Origin of the sequence: Kibdelosporangium banguiense (assembly GCF_017876405.1) — a bacterium.
Taxonomy (GTDB): domain Bacteria; phylum Actinomycetota; class Actinomycetes; order Mycobacteriales; family Pseudonocardiaceae; genus Kibdelosporangium; species Kibdelosporangium banguiense.
The window spans coordinates 7,192,355-7,216,524 of record NZ_JAGINW010000001.1 but is presented as its reverse complement, the minus strand read 5'-3'; the positions used below and the strand labels follow the sequence as shown (position 1 = coordinate 7,216,524).

23 protein-coding genes are annotated in these 24,170 nt (G+C 66.3%); 14 read left to right on the top strand and 9 right to left on the bottom strand.

What is annotated here, in order from left to right:
* From JOF56_RS33425 to JOF56_RS33385, 9 genes are all read left to right on the top strand, one after another.
* The gene (locus JOF56_RS33425) at positions 1-1,251 is read left to right on the top strand and encodes an extracellular solute-binding protein (RefSeq protein ID WP_209643434.1); all 1,251 of its coding nucleotides are present in this window, start codon (positions 1-3) and stop codon (positions 1,249-1,251) included.
* A gap of 105 nt (positions 1,252-1,356) precedes the next feature.
* On the top strand, positions 1,357-2,382 hold the full coding sequence (locus JOF56_RS33420) for a LacI family DNA-binding transcriptional regulator (protein ID WP_209643433.1): 1,026 nt from the start codon (positions 1,357-1,359) through the stop codon (positions 2,380-2,382).
* An 11-nt stretch (positions 2,383-2,393) separates the two neighbouring features.
* Entirely contained in the window at positions 2,394-3,656 is a 1,263-nt protein-coding gene (locus JOF56_RS33415; protein WP_209643432.1) for a sugar ABC transporter substrate-binding protein, read from the top strand.
* 2 nt (positions 3,657-3,658) lie between these two features.
* Positions 3,659-4,543, top strand: coding sequence for a carbohydrate ABC transporter permease (locus tag JOF56_RS33410; RefSeq protein ID WP_209643431.1), 885 nt, complete (start codon positions 3,659-3,661; stop codon positions 4,541-4,543).
* Between the two features lie 4 nt (positions 4,544-4,547).
* On the top strand, positions 4,548-5,381 hold the full coding sequence (locus tag JOF56_RS33405; RefSeq protein ID WP_209643430.1) for a carbohydrate ABC transporter permease: 834 nt from the start codon (positions 4,548-4,550) through the stop codon (positions 5,379-5,381).
* A 12-nt stretch (positions 5,382-5,393) separates the two neighbouring features.
* Positions 5,394-6,908, top strand: a complete 1,515-nt coding sequence (locus JOF56_RS33400) for a glucoamylase family protein (RefSeq protein ID WP_209643429.1) — start codon at positions 5,394-5,396, stop codon at positions 6,906-6,908.
* Entirely contained in the window at positions 6,905-8,671 is a 1,767-nt protein-coding gene (locus JOF56_RS33395) for a GH39 family glycosyl hydrolase (protein WP_209643428.1), read from the top strand. The genes JOF56_RS33400 and JOF56_RS33395 overlap by 4 nt, the downstream gene beginning before the upstream one ends.
* On the top strand, positions 8,668-10,056 hold the full coding sequence (locus tag JOF56_RS33390; RefSeq protein WP_209643427.1) for an alpha-amylase family glycosyl hydrolase: 1,389 nt from the start codon (positions 8,668-8,670) through the stop codon (positions 10,054-10,056). The genes JOF56_RS33395 and JOF56_RS33390 overlap by 4 nt, the downstream gene beginning before the upstream one ends.
* 48 nt (positions 10,057-10,104) lie before the next feature.
* Entirely contained in the window at positions 10,105-10,851 is a 747-nt protein-coding gene (locus JOF56_RS33385; RefSeq protein WP_209643426.1) for a polysaccharide deacetylase family protein, read from the top strand.
* Here the strand turns inward: JOF56_RS33385 and JOF56_RS58425 are convergent.
* Entirely contained in the window at positions 10,814-11,869 is a 1,056-nt protein-coding gene (locus JOF56_RS58425; RefSeq protein WP_209643425.1) for a sensor histidine kinase, read from the bottom strand. The two genes, JOF56_RS33385 and JOF56_RS58425, sit on opposite strands and share 38 nt — an antisense overlap.
* Before the next feature lie 26 nt (positions 11,870-11,895).
* Complete coding sequence (locus tag JOF56_RS33375; protein WP_209643424.1) at positions 11,896-13,071, bottom strand: MFS transporter; 1,176 nt, start codon at positions 13,069-13,071, stop codon at positions 11,896-11,898.
* 101 nt (positions 13,072-13,172) lie between these two features.
* Here JOF56_RS33375 and JOF56_RS33370 point away from each other — a divergent pair, with 101 nt between their 5' ends.
* The 3 genes from JOF56_RS33370 (at position 13,173) to JOF56_RS33360 (ending at position 15,117) form a co-directional block, all read left to right on the top strand.
* The gene (locus JOF56_RS33370) at positions 13,173-13,808 is read left to right on the top strand and encodes a TetR/AcrR family transcriptional regulator (RefSeq protein ID WP_209643423.1); all 636 of its coding nucleotides are present in this window, start codon (positions 13,173-13,175) and stop codon (positions 13,806-13,808) included.
* Positions 13,809-13,817: 9 nt separating this feature from the next.
* Positions 13,818-14,414, top strand: coding sequence for a response regulator (locus JOF56_RS60280; RefSeq protein WP_209643422.1), 597 nt, complete (start codon positions 13,818-13,820; stop codon positions 14,412-14,414).
* A gap of 142 nt (positions 14,415-14,556) precedes the next feature.
* Entirely contained in the window at positions 14,557-15,117 is a 561-nt protein-coding gene (locus JOF56_RS33360; protein WP_209643421.1) for a snapalysin family zinc-dependent metalloprotease, read from the top strand.
* Between the two features lie 51 nt (positions 15,118-15,168).
* On the opposite strand, the gene JOF56_RS33355 is transcribed toward JOF56_RS33360, so the two are convergent.
* The 6 genes from JOF56_RS33355 to JOF56_RS33330 all read right to left on the bottom strand — a co-directional run bounded on the left by JOF56_RS33355 (position 15,169) and on the right by JOF56_RS33330 (position 21,159).
* Positions 15,169-16,095, bottom strand: a complete 927-nt coding sequence (locus tag JOF56_RS33355; RefSeq protein ID WP_209643420.1) for an ABC transporter substrate-binding protein — start codon at positions 16,093-16,095, stop codon at positions 15,169-15,171.
* A gap of 14 nt (positions 16,096-16,109) precedes the next feature.
* Positions 16,110-17,114: a FecCD family ABC transporter permease gene (locus tag JOF56_RS33350; protein WP_209643419.1), complete on the bottom strand. Its 1,005-nt coding sequence runs from the start codon at positions 17,112-17,114 to the stop codon at positions 16,110-16,112.
* Positions 17,111-18,115, bottom strand: a complete 1,005-nt coding sequence (locus tag JOF56_RS33345) for a FecCD family ABC transporter permease (protein ID WP_209643418.1) — start codon at positions 18,113-18,115, stop codon at positions 17,111-17,113. Before JOF56_RS33345 ends, JOF56_RS33350 begins: the two co-directional genes overlap by 4 nt.
* Positions 18,116-18,252: 137 nt before the next feature.
* Entirely contained in the window at positions 18,253-18,684 is a 432-nt protein-coding gene (locus JOF56_RS33340) for a L,D-transpeptidase (protein WP_209643417.1), read from the bottom strand.
* A 65-nt stretch (positions 18,685-18,749) separates the two neighbouring features.
* Positions 18,750-20,189, bottom strand: a complete 1,440-nt coding sequence (locus tag JOF56_RS33335; RefSeq protein WP_209643416.1) for a multicopper oxidase family protein — start codon at positions 20,187-20,189, stop codon at positions 18,750-18,752.
* Between the two features lie 127 nt (positions 20,190-20,316).
* Entirely contained in the window at positions 20,317-21,159 is an 843-nt protein-coding gene (locus tag JOF56_RS33330; protein ID WP_209643415.1) for a spermidine synthase, read from the bottom strand.
* 68 nt (positions 21,160-21,227) lie between these two features.
* Here JOF56_RS33330 and JOF56_RS33325 point away from each other — a divergent pair, with 68 nt between their 5' ends.
* Together JOF56_RS33325 and JOF56_RS33320 are read left to right on the top strand one after the other, a co-directional pair.
* The gene (locus JOF56_RS33325) at positions 21,228-21,782 is read left to right on the top strand and encodes a redoxin domain-containing protein (protein ID WP_209643414.1); all 555 of its coding nucleotides are present in this window, start codon (positions 21,228-21,230) and stop codon (positions 21,780-21,782) included.
* Positions 21,783-22,616, top strand: coding sequence for a cytochrome c biogenesis CcdA family protein (locus tag JOF56_RS33320; RefSeq protein WP_209643413.1), 834 nt, complete (start codon positions 21,783-21,785; stop codon positions 22,614-22,616).
* Here JOF56_RS33320 and JOF56_RS33315 read toward each other — a convergent pair.
* A complete protein-coding gene (locus JOF56_RS33315) occupies positions 22,572-23,990 on the bottom strand; it encodes an alpha/beta hydrolase (RefSeq protein ID WP_209643412.1) in 1,419 nt (472 codons plus the stop codon). The two genes, JOF56_RS33320 and JOF56_RS33315, sit on opposite strands and share 45 nt — an antisense overlap.
* Positions 23,991-24,170 lie beyond the last annotated feature (180 nt).

Here is a 24,170-nt window from a genome sequence, read left to right as displayed (position 1 = left end):
ATGCGGAGATTCTGGCTGGGTTCGGCGTTCGGCGCCATCGCGATAGCACTGCTCACATACTTCGTCGTGCCGGCCGGTGGGCAGGCAGGCAAGCTGGAGAAGGGCGAGCTGGTCATCCTGTCGGGCAAGGACCAGAGCAACGGCGGCCAGCGCCAGGAGCTGGTCAACCAGTGGAACCAGCTCAACCCGAACAACCCGGCGCGCATCGAGGAGTTGCCGATCGGCGCTGACGACCAGTACAGCGAGATGGTCGCCCGTGCCCAGGCGCCGGACCAGGCCGCGGACGTGTACAACTTGGACGTCACGTGGATGGCGGAGTTCGCTGCCCGCGACTACATCGTCGCGCTGGAGGACGTGGACACCTCCGGTTTTCTGGAAGGGCCACTGAGGACCTGCCGCTACCAGGACGAGCTCTGGGGGTTGCCGTTCAACACCGACGCGGGCCTGATGTACTACCAGAAGCACCTCAAGGCGCCGGCCAAGTGGGGCGACATCGTCACCGAGACCCGCCGGGTGTTCAGCGAGGCGCATGACAATCGGTTGGTCGCCGGATACACCGCCCAACTGGACGACTACGAAGGCCTTGTGGTCAACGCCCTTGAGGCGGTCTGGGCGGCCAACGGCGAGGTCGTCGACGAGGGGGGCGATGTGGTGATCGACTCTCCCGAGGCCCGCACCGGGCTGCGCCAGCTGGCGGACGGTCTGCGCGAGGCCGTTCCCCAGGTGATCATGCCGGACGCCCGCAACCAGGACGAGACCAGGAGCACAGCGGCCTTCGGCGAGGGCAAGGCGCTGTACATGCGCAACTGGCCGGTGGCCTACCGCGCCCTGCAACGGCTGTCCTCGGACGAAGCCGGGCAGGAGGCGTTCTTCAAAGTCACGACGTTGCCGGGACCGAGCGTGCTGGGTGGCCAGAACCTGGCTGTGTCCAAGAAAAGCAAGAAGCCACGCGCGGCCAAGGCGTTGATCGAGTTCCTGACCGGCCCGCGCAGCCAGCAGATCCTGTTCGAACGCGGTGGGTTCGCGGCCACCCGACAGGTCGTCTACCTGGACGCCGAATTGCAGCGGCTGCGGCCGTATGCCAAGGAGTTGCTGGCCGCCATCTCGGACGCCCGGCCTCGGCCCGTCACGCCGCACTACGCCCGCTTCTCCGAGACGTTCCGCACCATCGTCAACGAGACTCTGCGCGATGGCGGACGCCTCCCGCCGGATGCCATGCAACGACTGGAAGCCGCGCTGCGTGGTGAGTAGTCACTCCTGGTGACATCGCCGGTGACCAGGTGATCGAGCACCTGAATGCTGTCTATTTCGGGTGAAGTCTTTACCCAGCCTGGGCATTGTGGCAGGGTCCGACTCATGAAAGCGGTTGTGAAACCGGTTTCCAAGCCGATCACCGAGGAAACCGGGCCGGGCGTGACCATCTATCACGTCGCCGAGCGGGCGAAGGTCTCGCCCGCCACCGTGTCCCGGGTACTGCGCGGGACGCAGCCGGTCGCGCCCGCCACCGAACAGCGCGTCCGCAAAGCCGTGGCCGAGCTGAGGTTCCGACCCAGCCGGCTTGGCGTCGCGCTGGCCGAACGCAAGCACGCCGCCAACGGGATCGTCTTCCCGGACCTGTCCGGGCCGTTCTACACCGAGGTGGTGCTCGGCTACGAGGAAGTGGCCGCCGAACGCGGCCGGTCCGTGCTGATCCTGTCCACAAGAGACCGCGTGGACGCGGCGCAGGCCGTATTGTCGTTGGCCGATCGCGTGGACGGGATGGTGTTGTTCGGCCGGACCGTGCCCGACGACGTGATCGGCGAGGTCGTGGCCACCGGTATTCCGGTGGTGCTGCTCGGCAGGCCGGCGGTGCAGGGTGCCGACGTGATCAACACTGAGAACGAGCAGAGCGCCTACCAGCTCACCCGGCATCTGCTCGACCACGGTCATCGCCGCGTGGTCTACCTCGGCGACCCGAACGGTTCCGCGGACGCGGCCGGACGCTGGGCGGGCGTGTCGAAAGCGTTGCGGGAGGCCAAAAGACGACGGAACATCGCAGTCTGCGGCGCCGACGAACAGGCGGGTCACGACACCGCGAGCGAGTTGCTGCGAGGTTCCAACCGCCCGGACGCGTTGGTGTGTTTCAACGACGAGGTCGCGCTCGGCGCGATGCTCGCCGCCGAGGAGCTGGACGTCCAGGTCGCCATCACCGGATGGGACGACATCATGGCCGCGCGGTACGCGAGACCCGCGCTGACAACCGTGCGCCAGCCGATGCGTGAGCTCGGCGCGCAGGCAGCCGCCGCGCTGGACGAACGGATCAGCGGTGCCCGGACCGAGCTGATTCACCGCGTGCTGCCGACCGAAGTGCTGATTCGAAACAGCTGTGGGGGGCATTCTTAAGGAGGAGCACAGTGAGGTGCCGATTCCACCTGATAGTTCTGACCGCTGCGTTGTTAGCCACCGCCGCCTGCGGCCGTGAGCCGCAAAGCGGCGCACCGCCCGAGCAGGCCGGCGAGATCAGCCAGGGCAAGGCGACCGGCGAGATCACCGTGTGGGCGATGGGCGGCGAAGGCGAGAACCTCGGCAAGCTCGCCGCCGGGTTCGAACGGGAGAATCCCGAAGCCAAGGTCAAGGTCACGCCGGTGCCGTGGGACGGCGCGCACAACAAGATCGCCAACGCCATCGCGGCCGGTCAGACCCCGGACATCAGCCTGATCGGCACTACCTGGATGGGCGAGTTCGCCAAGACGGGCGCACTGCGGACCACACCGTCCGCCTTCGACCGCAATGCTTTCTTCCCAGGGCTGTGGTCCACCACCGAGATCGGCGGCAAGTCCTACGGCGTGCCCTGGTACGCCGACACGCGTGCCTTCTTCTACCGCAAGGACATGGCCGAGAGGGCCAACGTCAAACCACCCACGACCTGGGACGAACTGAAGTCCTTCACCCAGGCACTGCAGGAGAAAGGCGGTGCGCAGCACGGGATCTACCTGCAGGCGGTCGGTACCGGCGGCTGGCAGACGTTCATGCCGTTCGGCTGGCAGGCGGGTGGCAACCTGGTCGACGATACCGGGAAGTTCACATTGGACACTCCGCAGATGCGCCGGGCGCTGGAGTACTACACGTCGTTCCACAAGGCGGGGCTGTCGGCCAACGACCGGGCCCTGCCCGGCCAGATCGAAGCGGACTTCGTCAGCGGCAAGATCGGCTCGTTCATCTCCGGCTCGTATCACCGCTCGTTGCTGACCAAGCAGGGCGGCGCCGAGTTCGAGTCCAAGTACGATGTGGTCGAACTGCCCAAGGGCGACTCGGCGGCCGGTTTCGCCGGTGGCGGCAACCTTGTGGTGTTCAAGGGCGCCAAGAACGCCGACGGTGCCTGGAAGTTCGTCCAGTACCTGAGCCGGCCGCAGGTGCAGGCGGAGTGGTTCGCCATCCAGGCCGATCCGCCCGCGGTACAGGCCGCCTGGCAGGACCCGAAACTGTCCGGCGATGAGAAGCTGCAGGTCTTCGCCCGGCAGTTGAAGGTCGCCAAGGCACCGCCCGCCATCCCGACGTGGGAACAGGTGGCCGCCGCCATCGACGGCGGGCTCGAACAGGCGGCCAAGGGCAGCCCCGCCGCCGACGTGCTGAAAACCATGCAGGCCACCGCGACCTCGATCGGCACCGGGAACTGAGCATGGTCTCCCGGGCCACTCACCGGACCGTGGTCGGCTGGACGTTCGCACTGCCCTTCGCGGTGCTGTTCCTGGTCTTCATGGCCGGGCCGGTACTGGCCTCGCTGGGCATGAGCCTCACCGACATCCGCAGCACCGACCTGCGCACACCGTTGAGCGTGGGCTTCATCGGGCTGGACAACTACGCGCAGCTGTTCACCGACTCACGGTTCATCCAGGCGGCGTGGAACACCATCCAGTTCGTGGTGATCGGAGTCCCGTTGACGATCGTGCTCGCCCTGGCGGTCGCGCTGGGCATCGATCGCGGGATCACACGATTCCGGACGGTGTTCCGGGTGGGCTACTACCTGCCGGTCGTCACAAGCATCGTGGCCATCGCGGTGGTGTGGCGGTTCCTGCTGCATCCGGACAGCGGGATGGTCAACGGCCTGCTGAGGCTGGTGGGCATCAACGGTCCGCATTGGCTGGCCGACGAGAATCTGGCACTGCCCAGCCTGATCGTGATGGCCGCGTGGCGCGGTATGGGCACGCTGATGGTCATCTTCCTGGCCGGGCTGCAGGGCATTCCGCGCTCGCTGTACGAAGCGGCGGAGATCGACGGAGCCGGGCCGTGGCAACGGCTACGCAGCATCACGTTGCCCATGCTGCGGCCCACCATGCTGTTCGCCGCGGTGATCACCGGGATCGGATACCTGCAGGTGTTCGAGGAGCCGTTCGTGATGACCCAGGGCACGCCACTGGATCGCACACTCACGGTGTCCTACTACATCTACAACCAGTTCGGTTTCGGCAACTACGGATACGCCGCGGCGATGAGTTACGTGCTGTTCTCAGTGATCGTCGCACTGACCGTGCTGCAGTTCCGGCTGCTGCGGCCCAAGACGTGACGCCATGGCCACTCGACTGAGGTCCCGCAAGGGCCACTGGTGGGTCTACCTGATCCTGACGATCGGGCTGGTCGCCGTGGTCTCGCCGTTCCTGTGGATGCTGGTCAGCTCGGTCAAACCGGACCGCGAGATCAACAGCTCGCCACCGACCTGGCTGCCGGAGAGCTACACCGGCGAGCACTACGCCGAACTGTTCCGACGTCTTGACCTGACGACATACCTGACGAACTCGGTCCTGGTGGCGGTCGCGGTGACGTTGGGCAACCTGGTGTTCTGCTCGATGCTCGGCTACGTCCTGACCAAGATCTCCTTCAGCGGCCGTCGGCTGCTGTTCGGCCTGGTGATGGGCATGCTGATGGTGCCGGGCATGGTCACCTTCGTGCCGCTTTTCATCCTGGTCAGCAATGCCGGGATGGCCAACAGCTACGCGGGGCTGATCCTGCCGTTCCTGGTCCAGCCGGTCGGTGTGTTCCTGATGCGGCAGTTCATCGGCGACCTGCCGGACGAGCTGATCGACGCGGCCCGGGTCGACGGCGCGGGCGAGCCGAGGATCTTCGCCGGGATCGTGCTGCCGTTGTGCGGTCCGGCCCTGGCCACGCTCGGCATCATCACTTTCCTGAGTTCCTGGAACAACTTCCTGTGGCCGTTGGTGGTCGCGCAGACCGAGGACATGTACACCATGCCGGTCGCGCTGGCGCTGTACTCCGTCGGCCAGAACAGCATCGAATACGGGCTGCTGCTGGCGGGCGCGGTCGTGGTCGTCGTACCGGTCCTGGTGCTGTTCGTCGCACTGCAGAAGCACTTCACGCAAGGAATCGCCACAACGGGCTTCAAATGACGGGATGACAGCATGAGAATCGTGGCATTGCTCGCAGCTGTCGCGTTGTTCTTCACGCCGACAGCCGCCCTGGCCTCAGATCGCCCGGCCCCGTATCACGGTGTGTTACACAGTTATGCCGTGGACACCTGGCGTTCGTTCACCGCGATGGTGGACCCGGGCACCGGGCTTCCCGCCGACAACATCGGCGGTGACCTGGCACCGGCCAGCCGCAGCAAGTACACCTCACCCACGAACATCGGCGGCTACCTGTGGAGTACGGTCGTCGCCCGTGAGCTGGGCATCATCGGCCGGCGGGAGGCGAGCACCCGGATCGGGTCCACCTTGGACACCCTGGCCCGGCTGCCCCGGCACACTGCCACTGGCATGTTCTTCAACTGGTACGACCCGGCCACCGGCGAGGTCCTGCGGATCTGGCCGGAGGACGGCAGTCCGGTGTACCCGTTCCTGTCCAGTGTGGACAACGGATGGCTGGCCGCGGCGCTGATGGTCGTGCGGACGTCCGAGCCGCCGGCCCGCAGCAAGGCCGAGAAGCTGCTGTACGGTATGAATTTCGGCTTCTACTACGACCCCAAATCGCGCGGCGAGGACTTCCCGGCCGGTCAGTTGCGTGGCGGGTTCTGGCCGGAGAAACCACCGGGCTGCTCGGTGGCCGACAAGGACGTCTACTACACCTGCAACCACTATGACATTCTGAATACAGAACCCAGAATAGCGAGTTACATCGGCATCGCGCTGGGCCAGATTCCCCGCGAGCACTACTTCGGCACCTACCGGACGTTCCCGGATACATGTGACTGGGCCTGGCTCAAGCAGAAGCCGACCGGCGTGCGGCGCACGTACCTTGGTGTTCCGGTGTTCGAAGGCGTTTACTCCTACCGCGGCAAGCAGTTCGTGCCGACGTGGGGCGGCGACATGTTCGAGGCCCTGATGCCTGCGTTGTTCGTCCCGGAAGAGCGTTGGGCGCCTAGGAGTTGGGGACGCAACCACGGGCCGTACGTACAAGGCCAGATCGAACATGGCTTGACAGAAGCGAAGTACGGCTACTGGGGCTTCTCCCCCGCCAGCAATCCCTTCGGCGGCTACAACGCGTATGGCGCGCCGCCGCTCGGCATGGACCCCAACGGATATCCGTCGGACATCGAAGGCACGAAGGTGGACTACGGCTTCGGCGACTGCCGCCCGCCCGGTCCCGCGCCAACGAAGTGGGGCGACGGCGTGGTCACCCCGCACGCCGTGTTCCTCGCACTCCCCTATGCCGAACAAGCGGCACTGTCGAACCTCGCGAAGCTGAAGCGGGACTTCGCTGTGTACGGCCCAGGCGGCTTCAAGGACTCGGTGGCCGTGCGCAGCGGCAAGGTGGCCGACCGGTACCTGTCACTGGACCAGGCGATGGTGCTCGGCGCGATCGGCAACGACCTGGCCGGTGAGGTGATCCGGACCGCCTTCAGCCGGGGCGAGATCGAACGCACCATCCGGCCGTTGCTGGCCATCGAGGAGTTCGCCATCGGAAGGCAACAGCAGTGACAGCAAGTCATCTCGACCTGAAACCCCTGCGCCCGCCGGCGAATGTGACGGCCGCCGGCGGGCGGGCCCAGGTGACCATCGACTGGGATCCGGTTGACGGCGCGTGCGGATACCAAGTCTACCGCGCCGACCGGCCTGGCGGCCCGTTCGATCCGGTCGATCACCAAGGGCTCGACGTTCTTGCCGTACCGCATCCGCCTTACTGCGACACAACCGGAGTACCGGGAACGGAATACTGGTACGCGGTCGCCACACTCGTTGCGGTCGACGCGATCGGGCCGCGCTCCGAGCCGGTTTCCGCCACGGCAGCCGAAAACGGGCCGGGCGAGATCGAGATGACCGTGCACGCGGATGCCGACATCGGCGAGCTCATGCGACCTTGGCGGCCGATGATCGGCTCGGAACACCTGTCACACCTGCTGAGCACCGACACGACAGGCGGCCGGCCGATCGGCAGGGAACTGACTGCCGCGCTGGTCGCCGCGCAGGATCATTTCGGCGTGAAATCCGTTCGGGCGCACGGGATTCTGTGTGACGACCTGGGCGTGTACCGGGAGATCGACGGCGAACCGGTGCACGATTTCACCGACGTCGACCGGGTCTACGACCTGGTGCTGGAGTTTGGCCTGCGGCCGGTGGTCGAGTTGTCCTTCATGCCCAGGGATCTGGCGGCGGACCCTGCCAGAACGGTCTTCCACTATCAGGCGATCATCTCCCCACCGAAGGACTGGGACCGGTGGGCGGCCTTGATCCGGGCCCTGGTCACCCATCTCGTCGACCGGTACGGCCTGGCCGAGGTCAGGGAGTGGGGTTTCGAGGTCTGGAACGAGTCCAACCTGGACGTGTTCTGGAGCGGCACCCCCGCCGAGTTCTGGCAACTCTACGAAGTGACGGCCCGAGCGGTGAAAGATGTCGACCCCTCGTTGCCGGTCGGCGGCCCCGCTTCGGCTGCCGCGGGCCAGATCGACGAGATGCTCTCCACGATCGATCCGGCGACACCGGTGGATTTCGTGTCCACGCACACCTACGGCAGTCCGCCGCTGGATGTCCGGCCGCAACTGGAACGCCACGGCCGGGGCGGGATTCCCGTGTGGTGGACCGAATGGGGTGTCAGCCCGCGGCATTTCCACCCGGTCAACGACTCTGTGTTGTCCGCGGCCTTCCTCGCGCGGGGAATGCGGTCCGCGGCCGGCCGGATCGACGCGTTGTCCTACTGGGTGGTCTCGGATCACTTCGAGGAACTCGGGCGTCCGGAGTCGTTGCTGCACGGCGGGTTCGGCCTGCGTACCGTCGGCAACCTCGCCAAACCCCGGTTCTGGGCGCTGTCGATGCTGGACCGTCTGGGTGAGCGGGAAGTGCGGATCGACCAGTCGGGCGACGGCGCCGGATCCCTGGTCGAGAGCTGGGCCGGCCGGGACCCTGACGGCAGGGTCACGCTCGCGGTGTGGAACGGCACGCTCGATCAGTCCAAAGTGGCTGGACACCGGCCGCTGAACCGTATGATCCGAGTGCGTTTCACCGGACTGACGGGCGCATACCAGCTGTGTCATCACCGCGTCGACGAACACCACTCCAACATCGCAGCCAAGTGGGCCCAGCTCGGCAATGGGTCCGCCTGGCCGACAGAGCAACAGTGGACGCAGTTGCAGTCGGCCGACCAGCTTGACCGCATCGGTACGGACCTGGAGGTGCACGAGGACGTCGAACTGTTCTTCACACTGCCGATGCCGTCGGTGTCGCTGATCGAGCTGATCCCCCGGTGACCTGGTGGCGCGAGGCCGTCGGTTACCACGTCTACCTGCGCAGTTACCGTGACTCCAACGGCGACGGGATAGGCGACCTCCCAGGTCTGCTGGCCCGCCTCGACCATCCGCGGGACCTGGGCGCTGACGTGGTGTGGATTTCACCGTTCTATCCGTCGCCGCAGGCCGACTACGGCTACGACATCAGCGACCACCGGGCCGTGGATCCCTTGTCCGGCACGATGTCAGACGTGTCCACACTGGTGGCCGAGGCGGGCCGGATGGGTCTGCGGCTGCTGGCGGACGTGGTGCCCAACCACACCTCGGTCGAGCATCCATGGTTCCGGGCGGGGCTGACCGACCGGTATCACTTCATGCCGCAGCCGCCGAACACATGGCAGTCCATGTTCGGCGGCACGGCGTGGACCCAGGCTCCGGACAATCAGTGGTATCTGCACCTGTTCGCCCCACACCAGCCGGACTTGAACTGGGCCAGCCCGGTTGTCGCCGAGGACTTCGACCGGACTCTGCGGTTCTGGCTGGACCGCGGGTTCGCCGGAGTCCGGATCGACGTGGCAGGCGGCCTGGCCAAGGACCCGGACTACGCAGAGATCGGCGAGGGGATCCACCCGCACTGGGACCGGCCGGAGATCGAGGCCATCCACCACCGCTGGCGCAAGATCCTCGACTCGTACGACGGCGTCGCGATCGGTGAGCTCTGGGGCACGCCTGAGCGCATCGCTGAACGTGTCAAGCCTGGTCAACTGCATCAGGTGTTCCAGTTCGACTGGGTCGTAGCGCCCTGGGAGGAGTTGAAGGACACTGCGATCAACGCGGTCACGGCGCTGGGCAAAGTCGGAGCATTGCCGACGTGGTTGCTGGGTAGCCATGACCTGCAACGCGTGGCCAGCCGGTACGGACTGACCCGGGCACGCGCGAAAGCCCTGATCACGTTCGCATTGCCCGGCTCGGCGTGGATCTATCAGGGTGAGGAACTCGGGCTGCCGGACGTGGAGATCAGCGACGGCCGCGACCCGGGCGGGCGCGACGGCGTACGCGTGCCGATGCCGTGGGACGACAGCCCGAGCTTCGGTTTCTCCCCCACCGGCCGGTCCTGGCTGCCTCAGCCCGCCGGCTGGTCCACACTCACCGTGACTGCCCAGAGCGAGGCCGACGACTCGACGCTTTCCTTGTACCGCAAGGCGATCGCTCTACGCAGGCATCTCGTCGGACGGCCTGTCGAATGGCTGGCGGGCGACATTCTGGCGTTCCGCCGAGGGGACATCACGTGTGCGTTGAACACCAGCGATCAGGAGATCGGACTGCCCGGGGAACTCCTGCTGGCCAGCGGGCCCGTCGGTGACTGCGTCCCGCCGGATACCGCGGTGCTGTGTCGAAGGTACTAGTACCTGCGCTGCTTCCGTCGGACGCGATCACAGGCCAGGGTGATCCGCGTGCGAGTTCTTCCCTCATCCCGGCGCGCCCGGAAATGGACGATCATCAGCCTGGTCGCCCTCGTCGTGCTGGTGGCTTCCCTCTTCGGGCTGCAGGCCCTGTCCAGCGCCCGGACGTTCCAGTTCTTCGGCGGTCTCACCGACCGGGTGGACACCTCCCAGAAGGTCGTGGCCCTGACATTCGACGACGGACCCGACCCCGCGGGTGCCCAGCAGTTGCTGGACGCACTGGCGAAAGCCCAGGTCCCGGCCACCTTCTACCTGATCGGCCGGGATATGGCCGAGTATCCGGACCTGGCCCGCGACCTGGTCAAGGCCGGGCACGAGCTGGGAAACCACACCTACTCGCACGAGCGGATGGTGTTCGTGACGCCGGGTTTCGTGGCCGGGGAGGTGGAACGCACCGACGAGCTGATCCGGCGGGCCGGCTACCAGGGCGAGATCACCTTCCGGCCGCCCAACGGCAAGAAACTGCTGGCCCTGCCGTACTACCTGGACGAGCACAACCGCAAGACGATCATGTGGGACGTCGAGCCGAACAGCTATCCGGATGTGGACGCGAGCGCCGAGCGGATCGTGGACTTCACCGTGCAGCGAGTCCGGCCTGGTTCGATCATCCTGCTGCACGGCATGTACGCCGCACGGGAACAGAGCCGCCTCGCGGTCACTCCGATCATCGACCGGCTCAAGGCCGACGGCTACCGCTTCGTCACGGTGTCCGAACTGCTGACATATCAGGGAAAGTGAGCGGCACCGTCGCATACACCACCCAGTAGCGCCCCTTCCGGCCGTAGCGCACCCGACCGGGCAGCTGACTATCCAAACTGGACAGTCCAAACCCGGTGCCGGGCCGCTCACTCGCGACGAAACGATTGCGGACACGGATATCCACCACACTGCGGGAGATCCGGACGTTCACCGTGGCCGCGACACCGGGTCCCGCGTGCCGTAGGACGTTCGTCAACGCTTCGCCGAGCACGCGTTCGGCCATCACCCGGGCCGGTCGAGGCAGGTGTCCCAGCTCGATCGACCCGTCCACGACGAGCCCTGCGTCCGTCAGACGGGTCACGAGTGCGGGGAAGTCGCCTTCGTGGTCGTCCGACTCGTCTGACCTCAGCTCCTGCAAGGTCCGTCTGACCTGTGTCATCGCTTCCCGTCCGGCGGCGAGAATCGCATCGACTCGCCGCCGGTCGTCAGCCTGGAGCGAACCTGCCGTCCGCAACGCCTCAGCCTGCACCAACATCACTGTGGTGGATTGGCCCAGCGCGTCGTGCAGCCGCATCGCCGTACGTTCACGCTTCAGCGTGGCCTCCAGCTCGGCGACACGCGCACGGTCAGCGAGGTGTCGTTGCCGTTCCACACCCAGGATCCACGCCACGACTGAGATCGCAAGCACCAGCAGACCGCCATTGATCGGTCCTTTGATCGTGGTCATGGCCAAGCTGATCGTCAGCCCTGCCCCCGCGCACAACCAGGAACGCACGTACGCGTTCGGCGCGCTTTGAGCTGCATAGATCCCGAGTAGCACCGGCACGTACCCGATGTTCATGCCAAAGCCGAGCAGGATATGGGCGACCGTCGCGACGGTGACCACCGCCAGCACGGTCCCCGGTGCCCGCCGGCGCACGGCCAACGGCAGGATCTGCACAGCTGCAAGCACCAGGTCCGGCCCGCTGGAGAAGACGCCACTGGCCCAGAACAACACTCCGACAACCGCCACCATCCCGGCGTCGGCATACCACGCGGACCACATTGATCGGCTCACGACAACGACCATAGAGAATCCGGGCGTCACATCATGATGGTGACAAGCGCCGGCCCGAAGGCGCCGCCGAGCTGGTACGACAACGTGAACAGGTTGACCGCCGTCACGCGGTGCATGTCTGGCACCTCCTTGCCGACTTTGGTTGCATACCAGGCCAGTCCGGCCGTTCCCGCGAACACGGCGAGGGCGGTCGCGGCCGCGTCGACGCTGGGCGACGAGGTACTCAGCAGCAAAACCGGGGCGAGCAGTCCGGCCCCGGTGATCACAGTCCGCACCACCGACGGGCTCAGGTGCGTTGTGTATCGCGTGAACAGCAGCGAGGCCACGGAGCCCGCAGCGAGTGTGATGAGGATGGTCGTTCCGATTCGGCTTGCCGACCACTCGGATTCCAGAAGCCGGGGCACCAGGTAGAGCGAGACGAAATAGGACGTCGACAGCGCGCATATCGTCACCGTCAGCACGAGGAACACCCGTGATCGCAACACGGCCCGCGGGACGAATCCGTCCGGATGCCTGCGGATGTGCAGACCGAGGAGCACGACTGCCACGGCGGCGGCCACCAGTGCGGGAACCGGAAATCGAGGGATGAAGACCAGCGCACTGACCAAACCTGCCACCAGACCGATGCCTATGACGTCCACATGTTGCGCGCCGGAACCACGGTCCGCAGACACACGACTGAGGATGACAGGCACGGCGAGCAGGGCGATCAGCGACAGGCTCAACGGCAACCGCCAGGAAACCCCAGACAGAGCCGCTCCAGCCAACGGGCCGAACGCGCCGACCAAGCCAACCCCGGCGGTGATGGCGCCGGTTCGCCGCGTGGTACCCGCGACGCTGATCGCCACAATGATCAAGCCACTGCCACCCATAGCTTGAGCCGCGCGCCCACCAAGCAGAACGCCCAACTGCGGCGCGAGAACAACCAGCACCGTTCCAAACAGGACAAGAACGGCGTTGACAAGAACGGCGCTTCGCTCGCTACGAATCCGCAGGAGCGTCGCGGTAAGGACAGCTCCAACGACTGTACCCCAGCCGAACGCCGTAGCCGCCCAGGTCGCCTCAGCGGCACTGATGCCCAGATCGCGCGCCAGTCCAGGGATAACCGTCGTGGTGGTGTTCGCACTAAGCGAGGTAGGCGTGGCCAGCAGCACCAGCCCAAGAACGGGAACACGGCTGTCACGTGAGATCGGAGTGGCCATACCCCCAAAGTACACCGACTAGTGCATAAAATGCACTGAGTGGTTTACTTCACTCTGCGGCCGTAGACTCCGACCGAGCAGGTTCCGCCGAAGGGATGTGGATGGCCGAGCGCCAGGGACATGAGGGCAGGCCTGAGAAGCGCCGGGCGATCACCGAGGCCGCGCGCAAGGTGTTCGGCCGCGAGGGCTACAGCCGCGCGAGTATCGACATGATCGCCGCCGAGGCCGGCGTGTCCAAACGGACCATCTACAACCACTTCGCCGACAAGGAGCAGCTGTTCCTGACCGTCGCGCTGGAAGGCGCGAACGAGGTCACCGCCACCATCGCGCACATCATGGACCGGCACCTGCGCAAGATCGTCGACCTGGAGCAGGACCTGATCGACTTCTCGATGGAACGCATCGCCGCGGTCACCACCTTCCCCGATCACTTCGCGTTGGTGCGGACCATCGAGGCAGAGGCCGGCCACATCCCGCCGCAGATCCTCAAGGCGTGGATCGACGCCGGCCCGCAGACCGCACACCTGCGGCTCGCGCCCTATCTGCGTCAGATCGCCGACCGCGGCCTGCTGGAGATCGACGACGCCGAGCGGGCCGCCACCCATCTGACCCTGCTGACCATCACCGCCGTGAACCATCAGACGTTCTACGGCGCCATTTCCCTTTCCCCGGACGAGATCGCCGAGGTCGTCGTCTCGGGTGTCCGGGCGTTCCTGCGCAGCTACAGCGGAAACTAGAGTGACGCCGTGGTACGCGTTGTGGTGGTCGACGACCAGGCGTTGGTCCGGGAAGGCCTGGCGCTGATCCTCGCCACCCAGCCTGACATCGACGTCGTCGGCCAGTACGCCACCGGCGCCGAGCTGCTCGCCGCGTGGGACGCGTCCGTCGACGTGATCCTGCTGGACCTCTACATGCCCGATATGAGCGGTATCGAGACCCTGCGGCAGCTGCCCGGAGACGGCCCGCGTGTGCTCATGCTGACCACGATCGGCCGTAGCCGCGAGATCAGGCAGGCGTTGACCGAAGGCGCGTCAGGGTTCGTGCTCAAAGATTCCACCGGAACTGAGCTTGCCGCAGCCGTACGCGGCGTCCACGACGGAATGACCGTCGTCAGCCCGGCCGCCGCCGACGCCCTCTGCGCCCCCGAACGCCCCGATCTCACGCCCCGTGAGCGCGATGTCCTGGCAATGCTGGGCATCGGACTGTCCAATCGCGACATCGCCACCGAACTCGGCCTTGCCGAACGCACCGTGAAGGTGCATGTCGGAAATGTCCTGGCCAAGCTGGGTGTGCCCAGCCGTACCCAGGCCGCGCTGCGGGCGAACGCCGTTCTGAACGGCTGACCCAGGTAAGGACGAACGGCGGGTTTTGCGGACCGAAACGCCGCCATAACATCGAGCTATGGCGTCCGCGCGGACAACCCAAGGCCGTACCGGGCGCCTGAAGTAAGAGGCTCCTCCGAACCCTGCACCCAAGGAGTGAACCGTGCTTCGACGCACATTCGCCGGTGCCCTCGCAGCCACCGCCCTGGTGCTGCCGGTCACCACGGTCGTATCGGCGCCATCCGCCGCCGCGGCCGAAATACTGGCGACAAGTCTCACCTACGACGACAGCCAGTCCACGCAGTACAGCAGCCAGATATCCGCCGCGGTGGGGATCTGGAACGCCGCGGTGTCCAACGTCCAGATCAAGAAGGCGACCTCTGGCCAGCGGGCCAACATCCGGTTCGTGGCCGACCCCGGCTGGCCGCGGGCGAATCTCGGCCCGGTCCGTCCGGGGCAGCAGGTCACCGTCTGGATGGGCCGCGAAGCGGTGGACGACGGGTACGACGTGATCCGGATCGCCGCCCACGAAATGGGCCACAGCCTGGGCCTGCCCGATATCAAGCCGGGACCGTGCTCCTCGCTGATGTCCGGGTCGACCGGGGGCGTGGACTGCAAGAGCCGGACGCCGAACGCGTCAGAGGCTGCCCGCGTGCAACGTAACTACGCGGGCACCTTGAAGACCGTCGACACGAGCGTCGTGGTCTCCGAAGCCGCCTTCTGACGAGGGCAAACCCAGTCAGGGGTGCCGGGAAGGGGCACCCCTGACTGAGTCTCACGCGGTGAGGTGCTTGGTCAGGTCGTCGAGGATCTTGCCGGCGGCGGTGACGCCGATACCGAGCATCCAGACCTCGTCGTCGACCACATAGGACCGGCCGGCCGCGACCGCGGACAACTTCGTCCACAGTGGACCAGCGGTGATCTCGGCCTGGCGCTGGGCGGCCTTCTCGCCGTAGGCGGACACGAAGATCACGTCGCCGTCGACTTCCTGGACACGTTCCGGGCTGACCTTGTCGAAGCGCTTGTCCTTCTTGTCGGCGAGCTGCTGGCGTTCGGGCCGTGGCACGCCCGCGTCGCCGAGCACGATGCCGGAGAACGACTCCGGGCCGTACACCCGGATCTCGTCGGGCATGAACCGCACGATCGACACCTTCTGGCTGGTGCGCTTGAGGTCCGCGGCGCGCTGCTTGTACTTGTCCAGCGCGGCCTGGGCTTCCGCCTTCTTGCCCAGAGCGTCGGCGTCCAGCAGGAAGTTCTCCTTCCAGGTCACGCCGACCAGCTCGGTGAACACAGTCGGCGCGATCGTGGTGAGCTCGTTGTAGAACTTCTCCTGGCGGAACTTCGAACCGAGGATCAGGTCCGGCTGCAGTGCGCGGATCGCGTCGAGGTCAGGCTCCTGCGTGGTGCCGACCGCTTTCACACCGGCGAAACCCGGCCCGAGATAGGTGGGGATCTTGGTGTTCTGCGACGCCTGGGCGGCACCGGCCGGGGTGAGGCCGAGCGTGAACATCGTGTCCAGCTTGTCGGTGTCCAGCACGACAACGCGCTGAAGGGTAACCGGGACCTGGGTCTCGCCCATGGCGTGCTTGATGGTCCGCGTCTGGCCGGAAGCGGGCGCGGCGCCTCCGCCAGGCGGGGTGGTGCCAGTCCCGCACGCGCTCAGCACGAGCGCGGCAGCGACCAGCGTCGCGATCTTCCGCATGGTTTTCCTTTCGATCAGCGCTTGCGGCGCACTAGCAACCAGATCAGGTAAGGGCCGCCCAAAGCGGCTGTCAGGACACCCACCGGGAGTTGAGTCGGCGCGAACATCGTTCGGGCCGCGGTATCGGCGATGACCGTGAGCAGGGCTCCGGTCACGGCCGCGCAGAACAGAGGCGGACGTTCGGCGCGTGCCAACCGACGCGCGATTTGTGGCGCTGCCAATGCGACGAAGTCCACGGCACCCACCTGTGCCGTGGCAAACGCCGCGAGCAATACGCCGGATATGGCCATGACAACTCGCCGTGCGCCAACCCGGACTCCGATCGCACGCGCCACGTCATCTGACAAAGCCGACGTGTCGAGCGCGCGACCTGCCCAGAAGAGCACGGGAGTCAGCACCGCGATGACCACAGCGACAACGAGCGCTTCGTCGTAACCCCAACCGGCGAGCGTGCCGATGATCCAGATCTGCGCGCGCTGCCCGTCGATCGGCGCCGCCCCCACGATGACGAGCTCGGTCAACGCCCGTAGCGCCACCGCGACCGCGATCCCGGCAAGCACAAAACGGTTCCCACGCCCAGATCCGAACAACAGCACGATCGCTGCTGCGCCCAGGCCACCAGCCAATGCCGCCGGCGGCAGCACGGCGATCGGTGCCCCGGCGACAATGACGAGGCTCGCAGCCAGGCCCGCGCCTTGGGACACACCAATCACGTCCGGGCTGGCCAGCGGGTTACGGCTGACACCTTGCAGCAACGCACCGGCAAGCCCAAGAGCCGCGCCGACGACGATCGCGAGCACGATCCGTGGCGTACGCAACTCGATGGTCTTCTCGGCCCAGGTCGGAATGTCGAAGATGGCCCTGACCACGTCACCCGGCTCGACGAATGTGGACCCGATGCTCAGTGACGCGAGCACCGCCAGCACAAGCGCGATGAGCAACCCGACGCCCGCGACGATGCCACGGCGATGCAGGGTGAACGACACGGCCGGAACAGGCCGCAGAACGAGACGCGTCACGCCGTCACCAGCCGCGGACGACGCACCAGCATCAGCAGGATCGGCGCGCCCAGCACCGCGGTGATCACACCGGCTCGGATCTCGTCCGGCAGCAGGATCACCCGGCCGATCACGTCCGAACCCAGCAGGAACGCCGTGCCCAGCGGCAGGCTGACCGCGAGCAGCCATCGGTGGTCGCTACCGACGAGCGCGCGAGCGAAGTGCGGCACTGCGAGGCCGACGAACCCGATCGGCCCGGTTGCCGCGACGGCCGCACCAGTCAGCAGCACCGACGAGGCCGCAGCGGTCACGCGCGTAAAGCCAACGCGGCTGCCCAATCCGACGGCGACGTCATCACCGAGCGCCAACGCGTCGAGCCCTCGCGCGCAGACGGCGGCCAGCACCAACCCGGCCACGATGAACGGCAGGACGGAGAACGTCACCTCGGCCGGTCGCCCTGTCAGGGAACCGATCACCCAGAACCGGTACTGATCGAACGTCTGCGCATCCACAGTCAGGATCGCGATGACAACCGCGCCGAACGATGCGTTGAGCGCAGCACCGACAAGCGCCAGCGTCACCGGGCTCGAGCCGCTGCGTGTGCGCGCAGCCAACGAGTACACAAGCGTGCCGCTCGCGAGCGCGCCGACAATCCCGAACCAGACATAACCAGGCAGCGTCTCGATGCCGAACAGGGTGATCGCAATGACCACGCCGAGCGACGCCCCCGAACTCACGCCCATGATCCGCGGGTCGGCGAGCGGGTTACGGGTCAGGCTCTGCATCAGCACGCCCGCGACGGCAAGCGCGGCCCCAGCGACCACACCCAGCACCGTTCGCGGCACGCGCTGCGTACGGACAATCAACGTGTGTGCGGAATCGTCCGGACTGAACAGCGCAGTCCAGACGTCCCGCAGCGGTATGTCAAGGTTGCCGACGGCAAGGCTGGCAATGACCGCCAGAATCGCCAGCACACAGGCGCCCACCAGCACCAGCACGCGCCGCCGTCCGATCACCGCCACCTCACCACAAGATCCTCATTAGGAAAGCCAAGCCTAAGTCAGATCGCAGTGTAGGCACCCGGTTGACGCATTCCACATCAGACCCTGTGAAACGCACACCAAGCGACGATCCCTATCGCGAGAGTGACCGGATTCCGTTACCGGACAACCTGGACCACATCACCGGGACGCAGGTTCCCGTAGAACTTCTGGGCCGCGGACTTGGCCAGATGCACGCAGCCGTGGGACTTCTGCTTCAGGCTGCCCTGGTGGAACGCGATGCCGCCGTTGAAGAACACCGAGTACGGCATCGGCGCGTTGCCGAACTCACTGCTCTTGTGGTCGATGTCCTTCCAGGTCACCTTGAACGTTCCAGGTGGTGTCTCGTAGCCGGCCTTCCCATGCGTGACCGGGACCGGGCCATATGTGACCGCACCGTTGTCCATCAACCATGCCTGGTTGGCCGACAGGTCCAGGCAGGCCTTCGCGGCGTTGCCGCATGGAGCTGTCGCGGCGACTGCGGTGCCGACACCCAGTGCCAGTCCCAACGGGACACACGCAATGACAGTCGTCAGCCGACGTACTCGCATCGGAACCTCTCCCTTCGGTTTGGTCCTTCACTCTGAGTACCCAGCCTTCGCTAACGCACACATCGTCAGTGATGCCCGTGCCCCGCCATCGAGATCGTCCGGCTGACCGAGCCTTCGGTTCCCGGTGGGACGATCACGAACTGCCCCATCATCCCTTTGTCCTCGTGCCGCAGGATGTGACAGTGGTACATGTACGGCGTCACCGGGTCGGTGTGCGTGCCGAACTCGACCGCCAGCCTGACTGTTGTCTTGCCTGGCACGAATACCGTGTCCTTCGGGCCCTGCATCCAGGCGGGCGGCGCTTGGCCGTCGATGTCCAGCACCCGGAAGGCGACCTCGTGGATGTGCAGGTTGTGCGCGTAGACGATGTTCTCGATCTCCCAGACCTCCCGGGCACCGGCCGGGATCACCTCGTCGATCCGGGTCATGTCCATCTCCCGGCCGTTGATCTTCGACGCGCCGCTCAGCGTGAACTTGCGCACCCGAGCACCGGCCACCGCCTCGATCGGCGGCCGGGCGGGCAACCGGTCCGGCACCGCGGCCGATGAGTCGAGCCGGGCCGCCGCGACGATCTTGAGCAGGTCGAAGTCGCCGTCGTCGATGTCGTCGGATCCGCTGGCACTGCGCAGCACCACGCTTTCGCCTGGCTGGAACTCCACGACGATCTCGATCCGCTCCCCCGGGGTGATCGACACCTGATCGGTCAGCACCGGCTGGGGCAACAGGCCCCCGTCGTTCGCGACCACCGAATACTTCCGCTGGTCGGCGAAGACGAGGTTGTACTTGCGGGCGTTCGACCCGTTGAGGATCCGCAGCCGTACCCGGGTGGAGGTGACCTCCAGGAACGGGTCGTATGTTCCGTTGACCACGATCTGCTCGCCCAGCATGCCGAACGTGCCGCCGAAGTGCTCGCTGACGGTGCCGTCCGAGTCGATCAGCTTGTCCTGCAGGATGATCGGGATGTCGTCCACCCCGTACCGGTCCGGCAGGCCGGTCGGGCCGTCCTCGATCTGGATCATCCCGGCCAGTCCCCGGTACACGTGCAGAGCGGTCTTCTCATGCGGATGCGGGTGGTACCAAGTGGTCCCGACCGGCTGGTCGACCTTCCACTGTGGACGCCAGATGGCGCCGGGCGCGATCATCTGGTGCGGCCCGCCATCCATCGCGGCCGGCAGCCGCATTCCGTGCCAGTGCAACGTGCTTGCCTCACTGAGCCGGTTGAACACCGCCATGGCGACCTGGTCGCCGCGCCTGACCCGTAGTGTCGGCCCGAGATAGCTGCCGTTCACGCCCCACGTCGGCACCGGCTTGCCGGCCATGAACTCGGTTTGCCCGGCCTGCAGTGCCAGATCGAATCGCTTCACGCCGTCCGGTCCCACGGCCGGATCGAGCAGCTCCGGTATTCGTAGCCGGTTGCCGAACGTCATCGACCCCGCGTTGCCCCCGCACCCGGCCAGAGCCAGCCCCGCGAATGCCGCCAGCGTCAGAAATCCCCTTCGCTTCATACCGGCAATCGTGTCGGCAACGCCGTCGAAGATCATCGGCCCGGAGTGGACACTTCAGGCTCTGACCTGGGCGTACGCGTACCACAGGGGATGTACTTCGACCCCCTGAGCCCTTAGGAGGAACGCCCTAGGTAAAGGCGTTCTTCGACGGCGTCGGCGTGGTGATCACCGCTGCGTCGGTGATCGGTTTGGCACCCTGACGGAACTCGTGGACCTTGTCACCGATGACAAGCCGGGCCGGGAACGCGGCCGAAGCCGCCCTACGGGTCACGTCCTGCACCGGCAGTGGTGTGTCCGACGCGGCGATCACCAGGTTGCCGAACCGGCGCCCGCGCAACACCGCGGGATCGGCCAGCAGGAGAACGTCGTCGAACACGTCCGCCACGGTCGCGACCACACGTTTGACGAACGCCAGGCCCGGACCGTCGGAGATGTTGGCCAGGAACGTCCCGGTCGAGCGCAGAACACGGGCGACGTCACGGAGAAACTCGACCGTCATCAACCGGCTGGGCATCGCGGCCGACACGAACGCGTCGAGTACCAGCAGGTCGGCGGAGTCGTCCCGCCTGGTGGCCACGCCGTCCCGGCCATCGGACACGCGCACACGTAACCGCGGCACGCTGCGCAGATCAAGCCGTTCGCGGACGAATTCGACAAGCTCACCGTCGGGATCGAACACGAGCTGGCTGGAGCCTGGGCGGGTCGCGGCCAGGTAGCGCGGCAACGTGCACGCGCCGCCGCCGACGTGCAGCGTCTGGAACGGCCCGTCGGGCAGGCAGTCGATCACGTCGGCGATCCGCCGGACGTAGTCGAACTCCAGGTGCTTCGGATCGTCCAGGTCGACATAGGACTGGGCGACCCCGTCCACGCTGAGCAGCCAGCCGTTCGGCCGGTCGAGATCACGGATGAGCTCGGCCGTACCGAATCGGACCTGGCAGCGGCCACCACGCACTTTCGGGCCCTTCGGCATGCCCATCACCCTATGTCCGGGACTCATCTGGTCGACCGGCGACCGGCCGATGGAGCAGGATGGGTCCGGTGAGAACTCTGTTTGTGGTCGTCCTGCTGACCTCGGTGCTCACCGCATGCGGCACTGTGACTCCTCCGGGGACTCCTTCGGGGACTCCGTCAGGCTCGCCGCCCGCGCCGGCGCCTGGCTCGGCCGCGCAGGGCAGCAGCAAGGCTCCCGAGAAGCTCCGGTTCACCGCGAAAACCCTGGACGACCAGGAGTTCTCCGGTGCGAGTATGGCCGGCAAGGCAGGCGTGCTCTGGTTCTGGGCGCCGTGGTGCCCGCGATGCCAGGGCGAGGCGCCGCACCTGGGCGCGCTGGCCAAGCAGAACGCCGGAAAGATCACGTTCGTGGGGGTGGGCGCCCAGGACCAGCTGCCCGCGATGAAGAAGTTCGTGGCCGAGAACGAGGTCAGCGGCTTCCAGCACCTGGCCGACCTGGACGCGGCGGTGTGGACCCGGTTCGGGATCACCCAGCAGCCGGCGTACGCGTTCATCTATCCCAATGGCAGCATCGAGATCGTCAAACAGCAGCTGACCGAGCAAGGGCTCAACGAGAAGGTCAGCCAGCTGACGGCAGGTTAGATGGACATCCTGGGGCTGGCACTGGGCGCGGGCATGCTCGCGGCGGTCAATCCGTGTGGCTTCGCCATGCTGCCCGCGTACCTCGCGCTGGTGGTGACAGGCGAGCAACGTACGACCATGGCCGCGGTCCTGCGGGCGTTGGGCGCGACACTGTTGATGGCGCTTGGCTTCGTGGTCGTGTTCGGCGCGTTCGGCCTGGTCATCACGCCACTGGGCAGTTCGGTGATGCAGTACATGCCCGCGGTGACCGTGGTGATCGGGCTGGGCATGGCCGTCCTGGGCGGTCTCATGCTGGCCGGTCACGAGATCACGCTGCCGAGAATCGGGAAAGGCGCGCCGACCGCGCGGCTGGGTTCGATGTTCACCTACGGCCTCGGATACGCGATCGTCTCGTTGTCGTGCACGATCGGGCCTTTCCTGGCCGTGACAAGCGCGACGTTCCGGGCCGGATCGATCTTCACCGGTATTGCCGCATACGTGACCTATGGGCTCGGCATGGCATTGGTGGTCGGCGTGCTGGCAGTGTCCGTGGCTCTGGCCGGAACCGCCGTGACTGCCCGAATTCGGCGAATTCTGCCGTATGTCAACCGTATCGGCGGCGCGATCCTTGTCCTTGCCGGACTGTATGTCGCTTATTACGGCGTGTACGAACTGCTGTTGTTCCATGCGGACGGAAATGCCGAGGACCCGATCGTGGACGGTTTCGGCGAAGTGCAGACTGCCGTCGCCGGATGGGTCGACACGATCGGGCCACTCGTCGTCGTCATCGCGCTGGGCGCGTTGATCCTTCTAGGCTGGGTCGGAACCCGGGCAGCTCGTGCCCGGCGCCGGTAGCACCCGATCGAGGAAATACCGGCTGGTCGCCGCTTTGGTGCAGTCGTTGCGCAGGAACACGCCGTGACCTGAGCCTTCGTACGTCACCAGGGCACTTCCCGGGATCATCCGGTGCACATCGGCCGCCCATTCCAGAGGTGTCGCCGGGTCGTGCCGGGAACTGAGAATCAGCACCGGTGCCTTGATTCCCGGCCGATGCTGCGGATTGGTCGTCGGCAGCGGCCAGCCCGCGCAGAACGAGACGCCCTGCCACGCCATATGCGTCCGCATCACCGGCGCTATCCGCTTCAGCTCGTCCCACGTCCGGGTCCATTCCTGCTCGGAACGGAACCTGAACCGGTTGTCCGCGCACAACACCGCACTGGGAAAGAAATCCGTCTGCGGCATCTGCTGCGCCGGCGTCGGCGGACGCTGCCCGGCGAGTTCCGCCAGCCGGACGGAGAGTTCTTTCCAGGACGGGTTGTAGAAACCGCGCCGCATGGTGGTCCAGGACAACTCGGTGGCGCTGATCTTGCGGGCCGGATCACTCGGCTCTGTCAGTTCCCCGCGCTCAGCCCGGCGATAGAGATCGTCGAACAACGCGCTCACATCCTGGCCGCGCAGCACGCAATTCTCACTGCCCGCACACCACTTGGCGAACGCGTTGAACGAATCCTCGGCCGCCCGGACCGCACTGGCCAGGAATTCCCTGGTGTCCAGGGAATGATCGAAGACGCTGTCCAGCACCATCGCGCGGACCCGGCCGGGGAACAGTTCGGCGTACATCTGTGCCGCCAACGTTCCGTAGGACCGGCTGTAGACGCTGATCTGCCGCTCCCCCAACGCTGCCCGCAGCGCGTCGACATCCCGGGCCACGTCGGCGCTGTCGATGTGGTTGATCGTGTCCCCGGTCCTGGCCTGACAGCTGTCGGCGAGTTTCCTGCTGTACGCCATGATATCCGCGTACTTCGCACCCGTGTCGGGATTGACGTCCGGGATCCCGCCGATCACAGCCGGGTCACACCGGATCGGGCTGCTTTCGTTGACCCCGCGGGGATCCAGGCTGATCACGTCGAACCGCTCGGCCACCTCGGGACTGACCTTGGGTCCCGCTTTCAGCTGCTGGACGCCGGAATCCCCTGGCCCGCCAGGCAGATAGACGATCGTGCCGATCTTGTTGCCGGTCGCCGCGCGGCGGGCCAGCGAAATCCCGATGGTCGCACCGCCGCGCCGCCAGTCCAGCGGTACCGTCAACGTGGCGCATTGAACGTCTTTCGCACAGTCCTTCCAGGTCAAGGCGGGGCTCGCGGCCGCGCTGGGCACGACGAGCAAGGCAGTCACACCGGCCGCTATGGACACTGTGGACACAGCGGCGGCGAGTCTCAGACGGGACATGTGGTCGGCTCCCCAGAGTTTCGAATCACGATCACCATCCGACCACCGATCCGCACGCGCTCGCCTCAGGGAGGACCCTTAGGTCGTCCCTGAAGTCAGCCAGGGGACGACTTCGGGTCATCCCTTCGTACCACAAAGGACTTTCCGGCGATGTCCGCTGCTAGCTTCGAAGCCGTCGGA